Source organism: Vogesella oryzae, from assembly GCF_902829295.1.
Taxonomy (GTDB): domain Bacteria; phylum Pseudomonadota; class Gammaproteobacteria; order Burkholderiales; family Chromobacteriaceae; genus Vogesella; species Vogesella oryzae.
Genome location: NZ_CADEPL010000017.1, coordinates 13,267 through 28,623, shown reverse-complemented (window position 1 = coordinate 28,623; position 15,357 = coordinate 13,267). Strand labels below are relative to the sequence as shown.

General features: G+C 63.4%; 16 protein-coding genes. 4 read left to right on the top strand and 12 right to left on the bottom strand.

The features are described from left to right. Window positions 1–137: 137 nt before the first annotated feature. The 3 genes from mnmA to HU218_RS06670 are packed head-to-tail and all read right to left on the bottom strand — an operon-like array spanning window position 138 to window position 2,209. Window positions 138–1,214, bottom strand: coding sequence for a tRNA 2-thiouridine(34) synthase MnmA (mnmA, locus tag HU218_RS06680; RefSeq protein ID WP_174874164.1), 1,077 nt, complete (start codon window positions 1,212–1,214; stop codon window positions 138–140). Further along, the gene (locus HU218_RS06675; RefSeq protein ID WP_174874163.1) at window positions 1,211–1,753 is read right to left on the bottom strand and encodes a hypothetical protein; all 543 of its coding nucleotides are present in this window, start codon (window positions 1,751–1,753) and stop codon (window positions 1,211–1,213) included. The genes mnmA and HU218_RS06675 overlap by 4 nt, the downstream gene beginning before the upstream one ends. Before the next feature lie 3 nt (window positions 1,754–1,756). Continuing rightward, on the bottom strand, window positions 1,757–2,209 hold the full coding sequence (locus tag HU218_RS06670) for an NUDIX hydrolase (protein ID WP_174874162.1): 453 nt from the start codon (window positions 2,207–2,209) through the stop codon (window positions 1,757–1,759). 88 nt (window positions 2,210–2,297) lie between these two features. Here HU218_RS06670 and HU218_RS06665 point away from each other — a divergent pair, with 88 nt between their 5' ends. Both HU218_RS06665 and bfr read left to right on the top strand, forming a co-directional pair. Further along, window positions 2,298–2,492: a (2Fe-2S)-binding protein gene (locus HU218_RS06665; protein ID WP_174874161.1), complete on the top strand. Its 195-nt coding sequence runs from the start codon at window positions 2,298–2,300 to the stop codon at window positions 2,490–2,492. A gap of 115 nt (window positions 2,493–2,607) precedes the next feature. Further along, the gene (gene bfr, locus HU218_RS06660) at window positions 2,608–3,078 is read left to right on the top strand and encodes a bacterioferritin (RefSeq protein ID WP_174874160.1); all 471 of its coding nucleotides are present in this window, start codon (window positions 2,608–2,610) and stop codon (window positions 3,076–3,078) included. Window positions 3,079–3,142: 64 nt separating this feature from the next. On the opposite strand, the gene HU218_RS06655 is transcribed toward bfr, so the two are convergent. Next, window positions 3,143–4,723: a YdgA family protein gene (locus tag HU218_RS06655; RefSeq protein WP_174874159.1), complete on the bottom strand. Its 1,581-nt coding sequence runs from the start codon at window positions 4,721–4,723 to the stop codon at window positions 3,143–3,145. A 168-nt stretch (window positions 4,724–4,891) separates the two neighbouring features. On the opposite strand from HU218_RS06655, the gene HU218_RS06650 reads away from it, so the two are divergent. Both HU218_RS06650 and HU218_RS06645 read left to right on the top strand, forming a co-directional pair. Further along, the gene (locus HU218_RS06650; protein WP_174874158.1) at window positions 4,892–6,073 is read left to right on the top strand and encodes a DesA family fatty acid desaturase; all 1,182 of its coding nucleotides are present in this window, start codon (window positions 4,892–4,894) and stop codon (window positions 6,071–6,073) included. A gap of 87 nt (window positions 6,074–6,160) precedes the next feature. Then, entirely contained in the window at window positions 6,161–6,505 is a 345-nt protein-coding gene (locus HU218_RS06645; protein ID WP_174874157.1) for a RidA family protein, read from the top strand. 84 nt (window positions 6,506–6,589) lie between these two features. Here HU218_RS06645 and HU218_RS06640 read toward each other — a convergent pair whose 3' ends face one another. From HU218_RS06640 to sbcB, 8 genes are all read right to left on the bottom strand, one after another. Next, window positions 6,590–8,134: a DHA2 family efflux MFS transporter permease subunit gene (locus HU218_RS06640; RefSeq protein WP_174874156.1), complete on the bottom strand. Its 1,545-nt coding sequence runs from the start codon at window positions 8,132–8,134 to the stop codon at window positions 6,590–6,592. Between the two features lie 12 nt (window positions 8,135–8,146). After that, entirely contained in the window at window positions 8,147–9,337 is a 1,191-nt protein-coding gene (locus HU218_RS06635; protein ID WP_174874155.1) for an HlyD/EmrA/EmrK family protein, read from the bottom strand. Between the two features lie 4 nt (window positions 9,338–9,341). Further along, complete coding sequence (locus tag HU218_RS06630; RefSeq protein ID WP_174874154.1) at window positions 9,342–10,745, bottom strand: efflux transporter outer membrane subunit; 1,404 nt, start codon at window positions 10,743–10,745, stop codon at window positions 9,342–9,344. Between the two features lie 135 nt (window positions 10,746–10,880). After that, window positions 10,881–11,402 (bottom strand): MarR family transcriptional regulator, encoded by a 522-nt coding sequence (locus HU218_RS06625; RefSeq protein ID WP_246210769.1) that lies wholly within the window; start codon window positions 11,400–11,402, stop codon window positions 10,881–10,883. A gap of 14 nt (window positions 11,403–11,416) precedes the next feature. Further along, the gene (gene miaA, locus HU218_RS06620) at window positions 11,417–12,367 is read right to left on the bottom strand and encodes a tRNA (adenosine(37)-N6)-dimethylallyltransferase MiaA (protein WP_174874153.1); all 951 of its coding nucleotides are present in this window, start codon (window positions 12,365–12,367) and stop codon (window positions 11,417–11,419) included. A 71-nt stretch (window positions 12,368–12,438) separates the two neighbouring features. After that, complete coding sequence (locus HU218_RS06615) at window positions 12,439–12,909, bottom strand: heme-degrading domain-containing protein (protein ID WP_174874152.1); 471 nt, start codon at window positions 12,907–12,909, stop codon at window positions 12,439–12,441. Window positions 12,910–12,994: 85 nt separating this feature from the next. Further along, window positions 12,995–13,765: a sulfite exporter TauE/SafE family protein gene (locus HU218_RS06610; protein ID WP_174874151.1), complete on the bottom strand. Its 771-nt coding sequence runs from the start codon at window positions 13,763–13,765 to the stop codon at window positions 12,995–12,997. Between the two features lie 119 nt (window positions 13,766–13,884). Continuing rightward, window positions 13,885–15,312: an exodeoxyribonuclease I gene (sbcB, locus tag HU218_RS06605; protein ID WP_174874150.1), complete on the bottom strand. Its 1,428-nt coding sequence runs from the start codon at window positions 15,310–15,312 to the stop codon at window positions 13,885–13,887. Window positions 15,313–15,357: the final 45 nt, after the last annotated feature.

Sequence of the window (15,357 nt, the reverse complement as noted above, 5' to 3'; positions counted from 1 at the left end):
TCGAGGCAGGAATAATCTATTGTCTGCTTTGGACCGACTTTTTATTTTTGAGCTCGCTGCCGCTGTAAAGCCCAAGGCCCCGCTATGCGGGGCCTTGTTCGTATGCGTTGCGGCCAACGTTGGCCGCAAGGCAGGGCTTACTGGATGATGCCGCCGCCCAGGCAGATATCGCCGTCGTACAGCACGGCAGACTGGCCGGGGGTGACCGCCCATTGCTTGTCGCGGAAGGTGAGCGTGGCCTTGCCGTCGACGATGGGCGACAGGCTGCAGGCCGCGTCGGCCATGCGGTAGCGGTTCTTGGCGGCGTAGTCGCCGGCAGCCGGCGGCTGCGGCAGTGTCCACGACAGGTCGTCCATCTGCAGCGCCGGTTTCAGCAGCAGCGGGTGGTCGTGGCCCTGCACCACGATCAGCTTGTTGCCGGCCATGTCCTTGCCGCCGACAAACCACGGCTCGCCGTTGCTGTCCTTGCTGCCGCCAATGTTCAGGCCCTTGCGCTGGCCCAGGGTGTAGAACATCAGCCCGACATGCTCGCCGACCACCTTGTCGTCCGGGGTGACCATCTCGCCCGGTTTGGTCGGCAGGTAGCGCTGCAGGAACTCGCGGAACGGGCGCTCGCCGATGAAGCAGATACCGGTGGAGTCTTTCTTGGCGGCGGTGGGCAGGCCGGCTTCTTCAGCCAGGCGGCGCACTTCGCTCTTGTGGATGTCGCCCAGCGGGAACAATGCCTTGGCCAGCTGGTGTTGTTGCAGGCGGTACAGGAAGTAGCTCTGGTCCTTGCTCTGGTCCACGCCTTTCATCAGGTAATGGATGCCGTCTTGTTCCAGTTTGCGCGCGTAGTGGCCGGTGGCGATGCAGTCGGCACCCAGTTCCATCGCGTAGTCGAGAAAGGCCTTGAACTTGATCTCAGCATTGCACAGCACGTCCGGGTTGGGGGTGCGGCCAGCCGAGTATTCCTTGAGGAAGTACGAGAACACGCGGTCCTTGTATTCCTTGGCAAAATTGACGATCTCCATGTCGATGCCGACGATGTCGGCCACGCTCATGGCGTCCAGCGCGTCCTGCTTGATGGAGCAGTATTCGTCGTCGTTGTCGTCTTCCCAGTTCTGCATGAACACGCCGATCACCTCGTGCCCCTGCTGCTTCAGCAGCCAGGCGGTTACCGACGAATCCACACCGCCGGACATGCCGACGACAATACGTTTCTTACCCTTCACGGGGACAATCCTTCCTTCCAGAGTGCAAGAGGCACCACCACAGGTGGTGCCCCGAAATCTCGCGGCCAGGCATCGATCACCCAGTGTTCCGGGCTGTCGATGGCATCAATGCCGACGGCGTAGTGCTGGTTGAACAGCAGCGGGGCGCGGAATACGGCCCCGGCAGGATGGTAGAAGTGCAGCCACTGCCGCGAGTCCAGCAGTTGCAGCAGCTGGGCGATATTGCGGCTGTGGTCGATGCAGTCCATGCGGTCGAGGATGCGGGCATCCTCGTTATTGCCGCCGCGGTCGGCGGCAATCGGTGTCTGTTGCGCGGCCAGCTGGTAGTAGGCCAGCACCACATCCTGCAGTGCGGCGCGCTCGTCGCTGGCAGAGTCGGCGGCTTGCAGGCGCAGGTTCATCCAGCTGAGGGCATCTTCACCCAATTCAAGGGTGCTGCTGCGATCACAACCGTAATGGTAACAGAGGGTTAGCCCGGCCGCACCGGCCGGTAGCGCGAGCAGCGACAGCCACAGCAGATATGGCCAGGCGCGGCGCATGCTCTAGCGGCCGTGGTGGTGCAGCAGGGTGAGCGGAAAACGCTGGCCGGCGAGGTAGTCTTCCACGCAGCGGCCCACCAGCGGGCTACGCCAGATGCGCTCTTGCTGACGGATTTCATCTGCGCTCAACCACACCGCCTCGATGATGCCCGCGTCAAGCTGGCTGCGTTCTGCGTTGGCCGCGGCATCGCAGGCAAAGGCAAAGCGCAGGTAGGTGATGTCGCTGCTGTCTTCCTTGTCGGCCAGATAGATGCCGACCAGTGCGGTGGCGCTGGCGCGGTAGCCGGTTTCTTCCAGCGCCTCGCGTGCGACGGCTGCCGGCAGGGTTTCGCCATACTCCAGATGGCCGGCCGGCTGGTTGAGGCGCACGCCGTGCGGGGTGTGCTCGCGCACCATCAGAAAGCGGCCGTCACGCTCGATGATGGCGGCGACTGTGGTATTCGGTTTCCATTGCATGCTGCGGTTCCTGATTCTAATTGACAATCGTTATCATTGAGTTCTATTATTTTCGTACTGAGACTAATTCTTGATACGGATGTCATCCATGTACGTCTGCCTCTGCCACGGTGTAACCGACCGCGACATCCGTGCCGCGGTATGTAATGGCGCGACCCGCATGAGCGATCTGGCAAAAGAGCTGGGCGTGGCCACCGAGTGCGGCCGCTGTGCCTGTGCGGCCAACCAGCTGCGCAAGCAGACCCTGCTGCAGATCAGCGAGCCGGAACTGGCTGCTGCCTGAGTTTTTCTGCAGTCTCCGGAAAATCCGCCCGGCATTTTTCGCCCCGCCTTTCGCCTTGTGCTGGCATGACGATGTGCCATAATCCACGCACTCATTCCCCTCAGGAGCTGCGTCCATGCAAGGCGACAAGAAGGTTATCAAATACCTGAACCAGATTCTCAGAAACGAACTCACCGCCATCAACCAGTATTTCCTGCATGCCCGCATGTACAAGAACTGGGGCCTGAAGGAACTGAACGAGCACGAGTACCACGAGTCCATTGACGAGATGAAGCATGCCGATCGCCTGATCGAGCGCATCCTGTTTCTGGAAGGGCTGCCGAACCTGCAGGACCTGGGCAAGCTGTATATCGGCGAGCATACCAAGGAAATGCTGGAGTGCGATCTGAAGCTGGAGATGGAAGGTATTCCGCTGCTGCGCGAGGCGATCCACTACTGCGAATCGGCCAAGGACTACGTGACTCGCGAACTGCTGGCAGACATTCTGGAAAGCGAAGAAGAGCACGTGGACTGGCTGGAGACCCAGCTGGGCCTGATCGAGAAATTGGGTCTGCAGAATTACCTGCAAAGCATGATGGCCGATTGATCCGCTTTGGCCGGCAACAAAAAACCCCACCGTGAAGCGGTGGGGTTTTTTGTTTATCCGGGTGTTACTGCGCGGCAGAAGCCACGGCCGGCGGCGGCTCTTCGGTTTCCTGCCACGGCAGCGCCACCTTCTGCTGGTTGACGCGCAGCTCGCCACCGCTAAAGCGCAGCGAAGTGGACAGTTGGCCGCCGTTACGCTTGATCAGCTGCAAGTGTTCCCACTCCGACAGCTGGGCTTCCAGCAGGCTGCGCGCCAGGTTGTCGACCTCGTCCATATTCGGTTGCTCTTCGGCGCTGGCATCGACGGTGAACAGGTTGCGGGCCTGTGCGACTACCAGATTCTGCAGCGTCTGCTCCGGCAGCTCGATGTTGGCCTGCGCGGTGAAGCGCTTGAGGAAGGCAATCGGGTTTTTGAGGTCGGCATCCTGCAGCCCGGCCAGTGTCAGGCTGCCATTGGCTTTTGCCTCGCCATTGGGCATGCGCAGGTAGAAAGTGTTTACCAGCAGCTTGGGGTTGTTTTTCAGCAGCGGCAGACCCTGGTCGATGACAGTGTCGAGGTAGCGCTTGCGCAGCTCGACCGGATTCTTGCCTTCGAACGGCAGCCGCGATAGTGCCTCGTCCAGTTTCACCAGCGTCGGGCCGTGCAGGTGGCTGGCGGAAACATCCAGTTTCAGCGGGCCGTAGATGCTGTCGTTGTAGGCAAAGCGCTCGAAATCCAGCTTGCCGCGGGTATTGACGAATTCGTCCTGCTCGCTGGTCACCACCTGGTAGCCCAGCTTGGACAGCTCCACGTTGGACGGGCGGAATTCGCCGGACGGGTTGATGAACTCGCCGACGCGCACGCGGCCAACCAGGTAGATCAGCTCGTTGAGCTTGATGCTGTAGGGGATGGCCTCGTTCCAGTTGAGTTTGATGTTGTCTACGGTCAGCTCGCTGTTGCCGAGCTTCACGCCGGTATTGCCCGGACGCACCTGCGAAAGGTACTTGATGCCGCTGAAGGCAAAGCGGCCCTTGGGCCCGGCTTGCAAAACAAAGCCCGGGGTGGTCGATTCCACGTTGTACTCGTGGTAGCCGCCCTGGTAGTCCACCTTCAGGTCGAAGCCTTGCCAGTTCATTTTTACGCCGGACAAGGTTTCTTCGTAATCGAACTTGGGTACCTTGACGGTCAGCTCGCCGCCACCGCCCAGTCCGAGCCGGTTGACCACGGTAATCGGCTCTGCATCGCCAAAGAAGCGCTGCAGCGTCTTGCGGGTGGTGTCGGACATGTCGAATTCGGTGCGCACGATGGCGCGCGCCGGGCGCAGGTCGAAATCGAACAGGCCGGGCAGCGGACCATGTTTTACCTGATGGTGGTAGCGCAGGGTGCCGGCCAGCAGCGGACGCATGTTTTCCGGCAGCAGCCCGAGGTAGGGGCCAAGCAACTGTTTGTTCAGCTCGAGCTCGGTGGTTTCCTCGGAGGAGAACCAGCCGCGCTGATAACTGTGCGACTTGATGGTGAATACCGGGGACTGCGCAATCAGCCGGTGCTGCTCGGCCAGGGTTTCCTCGGCCTTGATGCCGGCCCAGTAGGCAAAGCCGCTGTACAGCGCAAAGGCGGCGACAAGGGCGCCGCCACCCAGAATGAGTTGATGCTTGGAGACGTTCACGGTCCGGCCTGGATAGACGAATGAAGCGGCATCTTACCCTACCTGCGGCAGCTTATGAATGATTGCCCGGCCGTCATGACTGCAAGTCACTGAAATCGGGTTGGTTTTTACGGCTTCATTGCGTGTAAAATGGCCAATCGTCTGTAAAACCTGAGGTTTGACTATCACATGGAATGGCTCAATGGTCTGATCGACCTGCCGTGGTGGGGCTACATCGTGGTAGCACTGGTGCTGACCCACATCACCATCGCTTCCGTCACCATCTTCCTGCATCGCCACCAGGCGCATCGCGCGCTGGATCTGCATCCGCTGCCCAGCCACTTTTTCCGTTTCTGGCTGTGGCTGACCACCGGCATGGTTACCAAGCAATGGGCGGCAATCCATCGCAAGCACCATGCACGCTGCGAAACCGCCGAAGACCCGCACAGCCCGCAAGTGCTGGGCATCAAGAAGGTACTGTGGGAAGGCGCCGAGCTGTATCGCGCCGCCTGCAAGGATCAGTCCATCATGGACAAGTTCGGTCACGGCACGCCGGATGACTGGCTGGAACACAACGTCTACACCGCACACAGCGGCAAGGGCATCCTGCTGATGCTGGCCATTGACGTGGCGCTGTTCGGCTTCGCCGGCCTGTCGGTATGGGCGGTGCAGATGATCTGGATTCCGTTTTTCGCCGCCGGCGTGATCAACGGCATCGGCCACTTCTGGGGCTACCGCAACTTCGAGAACGAAGACGCGGCGACCAATGTGCTGCCGTGGGGCATCCTGATCGGTGGCGAAGAGCTGCACAACAACCACCATACCTTCGGTACTTCGGCCAAGCTGTCGTACAAATGGTACGAGTTCGATATCGGCTGGATGTACATCCGCATGCTGGAAATCGCCGGCCTGGCCAAGGTGCGCAAGGTGGCACCCAAGCTGGTACAAGGCGTGTCGCGCGGCCAGCTGGATCTGGAACACCTGCAGGCCATCATCGCCAACCGTTACGCGGTGGCCTCGCGCTATGCCCGAGAGCTGAAGGCGGTCTACCGTGCCGAGGTGGAAAAACTGCAGTTGCCGGAACTGGGCAATACCGATCTGGCTCGCAAGATGAAAATCTGGCTGAAGCAGGATGCCAAGGACACCCCGGCGGCCGAGCGCGAGCAGTTGGCCGCCGTGCTGGCCAGCAGCCAGGTGCTGCACACCGTGTACACCATGCGCCAGGAACTGACCCGCTTGTGGGAGCGTTCGTCGCGTACCCGTGACGAGCTGCTGGCCGATCTGCAGGACTGGTGCAACCGCGCCGAAGCCAGCGGTATCGAGGCGCTGCAACGTTTCGCGCACAACCTGCGCCACGTCGCCGCCGCCTGATCACGGCAGGGTTGCGAGAACGCCGGCACGGGTTGCCGGCGTTTTTTTATTGCGTACAATGCGGCCAACCTTAAAGGAGAACACCGCATGAGCATTTACCGCCATCTGCCGGGCAAACGCATGTCCGAAGCCGTCGTCGTCAACGGATTGATCTACACCGTGCAGGTGCCGGAAAGCGGCCAGGGCGATGCCCGCGAACAGACCGCCGAGACCCTGGCGCTGGTGGACAAGGTGTTGGCCGAACTGGGCAGCGACAAGACCCGCATCATCGAAGCCACCATCTTCATGCCGGACCTGGGCGAATTCGACCAGATGAACGAAGCCTGGGATGCCTGGGTGGCCGAAGGCCACGCACCGGTGCGCTGCACCGTGGGCGCCAAGCTGGCGCATCCGGACTGGAAAGTGGAAATCCGTATCGTCGCCGCCGCCTGACCGGCGCGTCAGCTGTAAAAAAAACAGGGCAAGGTTGCAAACCTTGCCCTGTTTTTTATTGCGGCCAACGTTGGCCGCATGCCCTCAGTGACCGGCGTCCACCACCGGCGCCGCGGCGCTGCCCGGCTTGGGCGGGCGCGAGAACCAGATCAACCCGGTAATGCCGAGGAACAGAATGGCGCACAGCCAGAAGATCTCGTTGGCGCCGATGAACATGCCCTGGCGGCTGATGTCGCGGGCGATCACGCCGGCGGCCTGTTCGGCACTCATGCCCATTTGCTGCATGCCGGCCAGCGTCTGGCGCGTGGTCTCGTCGTACAGGCTGACGTGGTCGGTCAGCTGCACGTGATGGATGCCTTCGCGGCGCTCCCATTGCCAGGTAAACAGCGAGGCGCCGATGGAGCCGGCCAGCGTGCGCAGGAAGTTGGACAGGCTGGACGCACTGGCCAGTTGCTGCGGCTTCATGTTCGACAGCGTGATGGTGGTCAGCGGCATGAAGAAGCCGGCCAGCGCGATACCCTGTACGAACTGAGGCAAGGCCAGGTTGATGAAGGCCATGCCCGGGTTGAAGGTCTCGTAGCGCCACCAGAAGCAGAACGCGAACATCAGCATGCTGATGGTGACCACCACGCGCATGTCCAGCCGGTGCGCGTTTTTACCGATCACCGGTGACAGCAACACCGGCAGGATGCCGATCGGCGCGGTGGCCAGGCCGGCCTCGGTGGCGGTGTAGCCCAGCTGGGTCTGCATCAGCAGCGGCATCAGCACGATGGCGCCGAAATACAGCAGGAAGCCGATGCTGACCGAGATCACGCCGACGCTGAAGTTGCGGTCCTTGAACAGCGACAGGTCGATCACCGGATGGCGGTCGGTCAGCTCCCATACCACCAGGTAGGACAGGCTCAGCAGCGAGGTCACGCCGTAGATCACGATCTCGGTGGAGTGGAACCAGTCCAGCTCCTTGCCGCGGTCCAGCATCATCTGCAGGCAGCCGACGCCAAGCACCAGCAGGGTGAGGCCAACCTTGTCGATCGGCAGCTGCAGGATCGTGGTTTCGCGGTGCCGCAGTTCACGCCAGGTCAGCAGCGCGGACACGATGCCCACCGGCACGTTGATGAAGAAGATCCAGCTCCAGTGCCAGTTGTCGGACAGCCAGCCGCCCAGGATCGGGCCGAAGATCGGCGCCACGATGATGGTCATGGTCCACAGCGCCATGGCGATGGCACGCTTGGCCGGCGGATAGCTCTGCAGCAGCAGGCTTTGCGATAGCGGAATCATCGGTCCGGCCAGCGCGCCTTGCAGCACGCGGAACAGGATCAGCGTTTCCAGGCTGGGGGCGATACCGCACAGCAGCGAGGTCAGCACGAAGCCCAGGGTGGCGATCAGGAACAACCGCACCTCGCCCAGGCGCTTGGCCAGCCAGCCGGTGATTGGCACCGCGATGGCATTGGCCACGCCGAACGAGGTGATCACCCAGGTGCCCTGGCTGGTGGAGGCGCCCAGATCGCCCGAGATGGTGGGAATGGCCACGTTGGCGATGGTGGTGTCCAGCACCTGCATGAAGGTGGCCAGCGACAGCGCCAGCGTTACCAGCGTGCGCGAGCGGCCTTCCAGCGGAGGATGCGCCATGCCTGTGCTCCCTTACTTGCCGAGGTTGGCCGCAATGATGCCGGCTACCACGCGGTCTGCTTCCTGCAGGCGCTGGTCAAACACGCTGGTGGCCAGCACCGGCTTGTCTTTCGGCGCGGCTTGCAGCAGCGGGCCATCCTGTTGCTTGGTGTCGACATCCACGTTCATCGACAGGCCAAGGCGCAGCGGGTGGGCTTGCAGCTCTTTCGGTTCCAGACTGATGCGTACCGGTACGCGCTGCACCACCTTGATCCAGTTGCCGGTGGCATTCTGCGCCGGCAGCAGCGAGAACACGCTGCCGGTGCCGGCGCCGAGGCCGGCGACCTTGCCGTGATAGGTGACATCGCTGCCGTACACGTCGGCATGCAGGGTGACCGGCTGGCCGATGCGCAGGTCTTTCAGTTGCACTTCCTTGAAGTTGGCATCCACCCAGGCGCTGTCCAGTGCCGCGATGGCCAGCAGCGGGGTACCCGGCTGCAGGCGGCTCCCCGGCTGTACGCTGCGGCGGGCGATGGTGCCGGCAACCGGCGCGCGGATTTCGGTGCGCGACAGTGCCAGCCAGCTTTCGCGTACCGCGGCGGCGGCGCGGGCGACCGCCGGCTGCTGTTCGATGCTGTTACCCAGCACCAGCGCATGGCTGGCAGTCTTGTCCTCACGGCCAGCCAGCAGCGCGGCTTCCGCGGCGGCCAGGTTGGCGCGCGCGGTGTTGACCGCATCGCGGGCGTGCTGCACTTCTTCCTGCGACACTGCCTGCTCGCGGGCGGCCTGCTCGCGGCGTGACAGATCGCCTTCGGCACGCGCCACATCGCTGCGGGCGCGCAGCAGGTCGGCCTCGCGCTGCGCCAGCACCGCATCGGCGCGGCTGCTGCCGGCAATCAGCTGCCGGCTCTGGCGTACGGCTTGCGCCAGTTCGGCCTTGGCGCGGTCGAAAGCCAGGCGGGCATCGCTTTGTTCCAGTTTCACCAGTACATCGCCGGCGGCAACCTGCTGGGTGTCATCGGCATTGACGGCAACTACGTTGCCAGCAATCTGGCTGGAAACCGGAATCAGGTTACCGGCAACGTAGGCGTCGTCGGTACTCTGGGTGTTGCGCAGCGCAAAGAACCAGTAGCCGGCACCGACGATGCCGGCGACCACCAGCACGGCGGTCAGGCGGGTGAGGGCGGTGCGGCGGGCGTTGTTGGGAGTGGCTTGTTGTTCCATGTGTTTATTCCTTGTCGACCGGGAGGCTACCCAGTGCGCGCAGCAGCGCAGCCTGGGCCTGCAGGCGTTGGGTGCGGGTATCGAGGGTGCTCAGGCGTGCCTGCAGCAGGCGGCGTTGCTCGGCCAGGCCCTGGGTCGGCGCGGCCAGGCCGGCATTGACGCGGCCCTGTACCGAGCGGGCGGCATCGCTGCGGGCGGCAAGGTTGGCCACCGCGGCGGTTTCGGCCCGCAGCAAGGCCTGCAGGTTGCTGCTGCGATCGGCGGTATCGCGGATGGCAGCGAGCAGGGTCTGGTTGTAGCTGGCGACTGCGTAATCGTAGTCGGCAGTGCGGGCATCCAGACGGGCATTCAGCGCACCGTTGCTGAAGATCGGCAGGGTAATGGCCGGTATCAGACGCAGGCTGCGCGCACCGTAGGTAAACAGATCGCTCAGCTCGTTGGAGGAGAAAGCGGCCAGCGCACCAAGCTGGATGTCCGGAAAGAACTCGGTCTTGGCGGCTTTTACCGACTGGGCGCTGGCTTCCACCCGTTCGCGGGCGGCCAGAATGTCGGCACGCAGGCCGAGCTGGCCGGTTGCCAGTCCATCCAGATTGACATTCCAGGCCGGCAGCTCGGCCGCCGGCAGCTGGTCGATGCTGCCTTGCGGCTGTGCAGTCAGCGCGGCCAGGGCATGGCGGGCTTGCGCTTCGCGCATGGCAATGCGCTGCAGGCGTTCGTCGGCTTCTGCCAGCTGGGCGCGGTACTGGGCCAGTTCGTCACCGGTGGCGAGGCCGCTCTTCAGCCGCTGTTCGGCTTGAATTAGCTGCTTGCGTGCCAGTTGCTGGTCGTCCTGCAGCAGCTGGCGGCTTTGCTGGGCGCTGCGCCATTCCAGGTACTGGCTGCTGACCGCCCAGGCCAGCCATTGGCGGGCATCGTCGGCTTCCAGCGCGGCGGCACGTGCCTGGCCGCGGCTGGCGGCCAGCTGGGCGCGGGTCTTGCCCCAGAAGTCGAAGCGGTAGGACAGGTCGGCGCCAACCGTGGTCAGGTTGGTCCAGATGCCGGTCATATAGCTGGGCAGGTTGGCGTGTTCGGAGATGCGCTCGCGGGTGAAATTGGCGCTGCCGTTGATGTGCAGGCCATCGTTGCTGGCGACCAGCTCGCTACCGGCGCGTGCGCTGCGCAGGCGGGCATCGGCCTGCGCCAGGGTGGGGTGTTCGGCCAGCGCGCGGCTCAGCAGCTGTTGCAACTGGGTGTCCGGAATACTCTGCCACCAGTTGGCGGCCACCGTCTGCGGCGCCATGCTGCTGCCAAGCGATTCGGCAGTCAGCGGCTGGCTGGCCGGGGCGGCAACCTGCTGCGTGGCGCAGCCGGCCAGCAGCAGGCTGGCCGCAATGGCCAGCAATGTGCGTTGCGGGTTATGTTTACGCATGTAATGATCACCTGCGTTACTATTGGTGGGTAAAAAAGGCAAGCAGCGGGCTTGCCTGTGTTGCTTCAGCGATGATGACAGTTATCAAACGCTTGTTCTGTTTCGGTCTGTACAGCCGACCATGATTCTGCCCGGCTAGCCTTCCAGTTTCGACAGCAGCTTGCGCAGCAGTTTGTCCAGCAATGCCTTTTCTTCGGCGCTGAAATCCTGCCACAGCTCGCGCATGCGCTGGCGCTGCGGCGGCATGGCCTTGGCGATGAAAGCCTGCCCAGCTTCGGTCAGCACCAGGATGGTCTTGCGGCGGTCATCGGCGCAGAACAGCCGCTGGATCAGGCCGCGCTGGCACAGATCATCTACCACGCGGGTGGCATTGGTGCGCGAAAACGCCAGTGCATCCGACAGCTCGGACGGATTGATGCGTTGCTCCGGGCGTGCATACAGCACCAGCAGCGCCATCCAGGTGGTCTCGTTGATATCGAACGGCTTCAGCGATTCGTTGAAGTAACCGAGCAGATAAGGCTGGATGTGCAATATCAGACGCGATAGCAGCACTTCTTCCCGCGGTGCGCCAGGCAACTTGCGGGAAATGGTGTCGGTAGCCTGCTCGCAAGCCTTGAAGCTCTGGCAGGTAGGGCGGTTTTCTTGCATGGGCAACATAGTAACGTGCGTTACTAATTCGGGCAAGTGGCCAGCCAATGCTCCAGCTGGCGAGCGGCAGGAGTGAGCAGGTCGGCCTGCTGGCAGTCCAGCACGGTATTTTCCGGCATCGAACGCAGCCAGGTCAGCTGCCGCTTGGCCAGCTGGCGGGTGGCGACAATACCGCGATAGCGCAGCTCGTCGTAGTCATACTGACCATCCTGGTATTCCCAGGCCTGGCGATAACCGACACAGCGCATCGATGGCAACTCCAGCGATAGCCCGGCGTAATGCTGACGCAGGCGGCTGACTTCATCGAGAAAGCCCTGTTGCAGCATCTGCTCGAAGCGCAGCGCGATGCGGTCGTGCAGCCACTGGCGATCGTCCGGCACCAGTGCCAGCCGCAGGCTGGCAAAGTTGGCCGCCGCATCGCGGCCGCGGGCGATCAGCTGCGACATCGGTACCCCGGCCAGGCGCTGGATTTCCAGCGCGCGGCCGATGCGCTGCGAATCGTTGGGCGCCAGCCGGGCAGCGGTGACTGGGTCGATCTCGGTCAGCAGCTGGTGCATCGCCGGCCAGCCGATCGTGGCGGCCTGGGCTTCCAGTTCGGCGCGCAGCGCGGCATCGGCCTGCGGCAGATCGGAGAGTCCCTCCAGCAGCGCCTTGTAATACAGCATGGTACCGCCGACCAGCAGCGGGATATTGCCGCGCGCGCAGATGTCGGCAATCAGCCGGTTGGCATCGGCGTGGAACTGTGCCGCCGAGTAGCTCTCGGTTGGGTCGATGATGTCGATCAGGTGGTGTGGGCAGCTGGCCATTTCGGCGGCCGTCGGTTTGGCGGTGCCGATGTCCATGTCGCGATAGACCAGCGCCGAATCGACGCTGACGATTTCCACCGGAAAGCGCTGCGCCAGCGCCAGTGCCAGCCCGGTCTTGCCGCAGGCAGTGGGGCCCATCAGCAGCACGGCACGCAAAGAAGAGCTCATGAAGGCAACTACAGAAAAGTCAGGGCGCTATTGTCGCACAGCCGCAGGCGTCGCCACAGTTGGCCGCAGCATCAGCGGCTGGCGAGCAGCTGGCGCAAGGCGCTGACGACCAGCAGGTGGTCTTCCACTTGCGGCAGGCCGGAGACGGTGACCGCGCCGATCAGGCCGCCATCCTTGAGCCGCAACGGGAAGCTGCCGCCATGCGCACAGTACTGGCTGGCGTCGATGTGTACTTGCTGCTCGAATTCGCGGCCTTTGCCGCGCTGGTACTCGCCCAGATACAGCGAGCTGTGGCCGAAGCGCAGCACGCTGTTGCGCTTGCGGGCGATCCAGTGCAGGTTGTCCTGGCTGCTGCCCTCCAGCGCACAGCCGAACAGTTGCTGGCCATAGGCATGGATGTCGATGGCTACCGGGGCCTGCTGGGCTGCGGCCAACGTTCTGAGCAGGCTGCCCAGTTGCCAGGCATCGTCATGGTTGAAGCGGGGCAGTTGCAGCTCGGTTTCCTGCTGTAACAGTTCGGGCAGGCTGGGGGCGAGGGGCATGGCGACTCCGTAGGCTGAAAAACGACAAGGCCCGGCAATGCCGAGCCTTGTGAACATACGTCGAGTACGGAATGTAGGCCAGCGCTTACATCACCAGCTTGGCGCCGATCAGCGCCATCATGATGGCCAGTGCCGGGCGCAGCCATTGTTCGGCCACGCGGCGGGTCATGTGGCTGCCCAGCCAGATGCCGGGCAACGAGCCGACCAGCAACTGGCTCAGCAAGCCGTAGTCCATATTGCCCATGCTGGCGTGACCGATGCCGGCAACCAGTGTCAGTGGTACGGCGTGGGCGATTTCGGTACCTACCAGGCGGGCGGTCGGCAGCAGCGGGTAGAGGGCAAAGATGGCCAGCGTACCCAGCGCGCCGGCGCCGATGGAGCTGAGGGTGACGATCACGCCCAGCACGACGCCGGTAACCACCGTGGCTTTGGCCGGTACATAGCCTTCCGGCCGCTTGGGCAGCAGACGGGTCAGCAGACGCAGAATCAGCGGCTTGAACAGGATGGCCAGCGCGGTCAGCATCAGCGCAAAACCCAGCATCACCTTGATCAGGCTGTTGGCGGCCTGGGTATCCAGTTTCATGAAGTGCAGCGCGACCAGCGTCAGCAGCGAGGCCGGAATGCTGCCGGCAGCCAGGTAGCCGGTGATGCGCCAGTCGATCTGCTTGTGCTTGTGATGCACGGCAACGCCGCCCATCTTGGTGATGCAGGCATACAGCAGGTCGGTGCCGACGGCGGTGGCCGGGTTGATGCCGAACCACAGCAGGATAGGGGTCATCAGCGAACCGCCGCCCACCCCGGTCAGGCCCACGACAAAGCCCACCGTCAATCCCGCTATTACGTATCCCAGCTCCATGCTGTGCTTTCTGCCTGAATCATAAACAGGCTGTCATGCTAACTGATGGCGTTATTCCTCTTTAGACGAATTAAGAGATTGCTTATAACAACGGGGCGGTTTTTCTGCGCTGGTGATGCTCAGGCGCCCGGCAGTTGCGCGCCCCATTGTGCCAGCGCCTGCAAAATGGCTTGCTGTGCTGGCGTGGCTTGCTCGCCCAGCCGAGCCAGCTCGGCGCGGAAGTCGGCATGGCTGCGATTGCCGGGTTGGCCGCTCACCAGCTTGAGCGCACACCACTCCTGCCAGTGGCGGGCTTCTTCGGCGGACAGGCTGTGCGGGAAGTTGCGCGCCCGGTAGCGCCACAGCAGGCGGCTGAGCTGGCTATCGTCAAATGGCGGGTGTTCTGCGGCCAACTGTGGCGCCGCCAGCTGCCGCAGGCGGTTGAGTTGCCGCCGGTCGTGGTTGCTGACAAAGCCGCCATACAGGTTCTCGTCTACATCGGCGGGGTCACCCGCCTCGCGGCGGTAAACCTGGCGCCACAAGTTGTCCAGCGGCGGCAGGGTGGCGGCGATGGCTGCATGGCGCTCGATCTGCGCCATGTCGATGCCCAGCTCGGCGGCCCGCGCCGGCGGCAGCACGCGCAGATCGCTGACCACGAACGGCGACTTGTTGACGTGCAAGCCCTTGATCGGCAGGCGGCTGACGCCTGCCGGCAGTGCATCGCTGCGGCTGAACATGCGCAGGCGCGCTTCGTCCGGGGTCAGACTCAATAGCTCGGACGGGTCGTGTGCCAGATCCCAGACCAGCACCTCGTTCTTGTTGCTCGGGTGTTCCGCCAGCGGCCAGACAATGGCCAGGTTGCCGCGGGCGGTGCCGAACATGCCGGAAACATGGATCAGCGGCCGCGGCGCATGCAGCGACAGCTGGTGGCGCACGCTGTCTTTCTGCCGCAGCGACAGGCAGAAGGCAAACAGCTTGGGGTGGCGATCGCGGATCAGGCGCGCCAGTGCGATGGTGGCGCGTACATCGGACAGTGCATCGTGTGCCGCCTCGTGCAGCAGACCGTTGGCCGCAGCCAGGTGCTCCAGCTTGAAGCTGATCTGGCCGTCTTCGTGGCGCGGCCACTCGATGCCGTCCGGGCGCAGCGCGTAGGTGGCGCGTACCACGTCCAGCAAGTCCCAGCGGCTGCAGCCGTTTTGCCATTCGCGCGCATACGGGTCGATCAGGTTGCGCCAGAACAGGTAGCGCGTCACCTCGTCATCGAAGCGGATCGAGTTGTAGCCGACGCCGATGGTGCCCGGGGTGGCCAGTTCTTGCTCGATGGCGGCGGCAAACTGGTGTTCCGGCACGCCGCGCTCGGCACACAGTTGCGGCGTGATGCCGGTGAGCAGGCAGGCTTCCGGCGCCGGCAGGTAGTCCGGGGCCGGCTGGCAGTACAGCATCACCGGCTCGCCGATCTCGTTCAGCGCGGCATCGGTACGGATGCCGGCAAACTGTGACGGACGATCGCTGCGCGGCACCGCGCCGAAAGTTTCGTAATCAAGCCAGAAGAAGGTGGGCTGGGTCATGGGGCTAACGGCTGCATGGCAAAGCGCCGATTGTCGCATTGCTGC

Coding starts and splice junctions, on each gene's coding strand:
- HU218_RS06675 (WP_174874163.1), bottom strand. CDS start 1,753: ATGCGCCGCGCCTGGCCATATCTGCTGTGGCTGTCGCTGCTCGCGCTA.
- HU218_RS06670 (WP_174874162.1), bottom strand. CDS start 2,209: ATGCAATGGAAACCGAATACCACAGTCGCCGCCATCATCGAGCGTGAC.
- HU218_RS06665 (WP_174874161.1), top strand. CDS start 2,298: ATGTACGTCTGCCTCTGCCACGGTGTAACCGACCGCGACATCCGTGCC.
- bfr (WP_174874160.1), top strand. CDS start 2,608: ATGCAAGGCGACAAGAAGGTTATCAAATACCTGAACCAGATTCTCAGA.
- HU218_RS06650 (WP_174874158.1), top strand. CDS start 4,892: ATGGAATGGCTCAATGGTCTGATCGACCTGCCGTGGTGGGGCTACATC.
- HU218_RS06645 (WP_174874157.1), top strand. CDS start 6,161: ATGAGCATTTACCGCCATCTGCCGGGCAAACGCATGTCCGAAGCCGTC.
- HU218_RS06640 (WP_174874156.1), bottom strand. CDS start 8,134: ATGGCGCATCCTCCGCTGGAAGGCCGCTCGCGCACGCTGGTAACGCTG.
- HU218_RS06635 (WP_174874155.1), bottom strand. CDS start 9,337: ATGGAACAACAAGCCACTCCCAACAACGCCCGCCGCACCGCCCTCACC.
- HU218_RS06630 (WP_174874154.1), bottom strand. CDS start 10,745: ATGCGTAAACATAACCCGCAACGCACATTGCTGGCCATTGCGGCCAGC.
- HU218_RS06625 (WP_246210769.1), bottom strand. CDS start 11,402: ATGTTGCCCATGCAAGAAAACCGCCCTACCTGCCAGAGCTTCAAGGCT.
- miaA (WP_174874153.1), bottom strand. CDS start 12,367: ATGAGCTCTTCTTTGCGTGCCGTGCTGCTGATGGGCCCCACTGCCTGC.
- HU218_RS06615 (WP_174874152.1), bottom strand. CDS start 12,909: ATGCCCCTCGCCCCCAGCCTGCCCGAACTGTTACAGCAGGAAACCGAG.
- HU218_RS06610 (WP_174874151.1), bottom strand. CDS start 13,765: ATGGAGCTGGGATACGTAATAGCGGGATTGACGGTGGGCTTTGTCGTG.
- sbcB (WP_174874150.1), bottom strand. CDS start 15,312: ATGACCCAGCCCACCTTCTTCTGGCTTGATTACGAAACTTTCGGCGCG.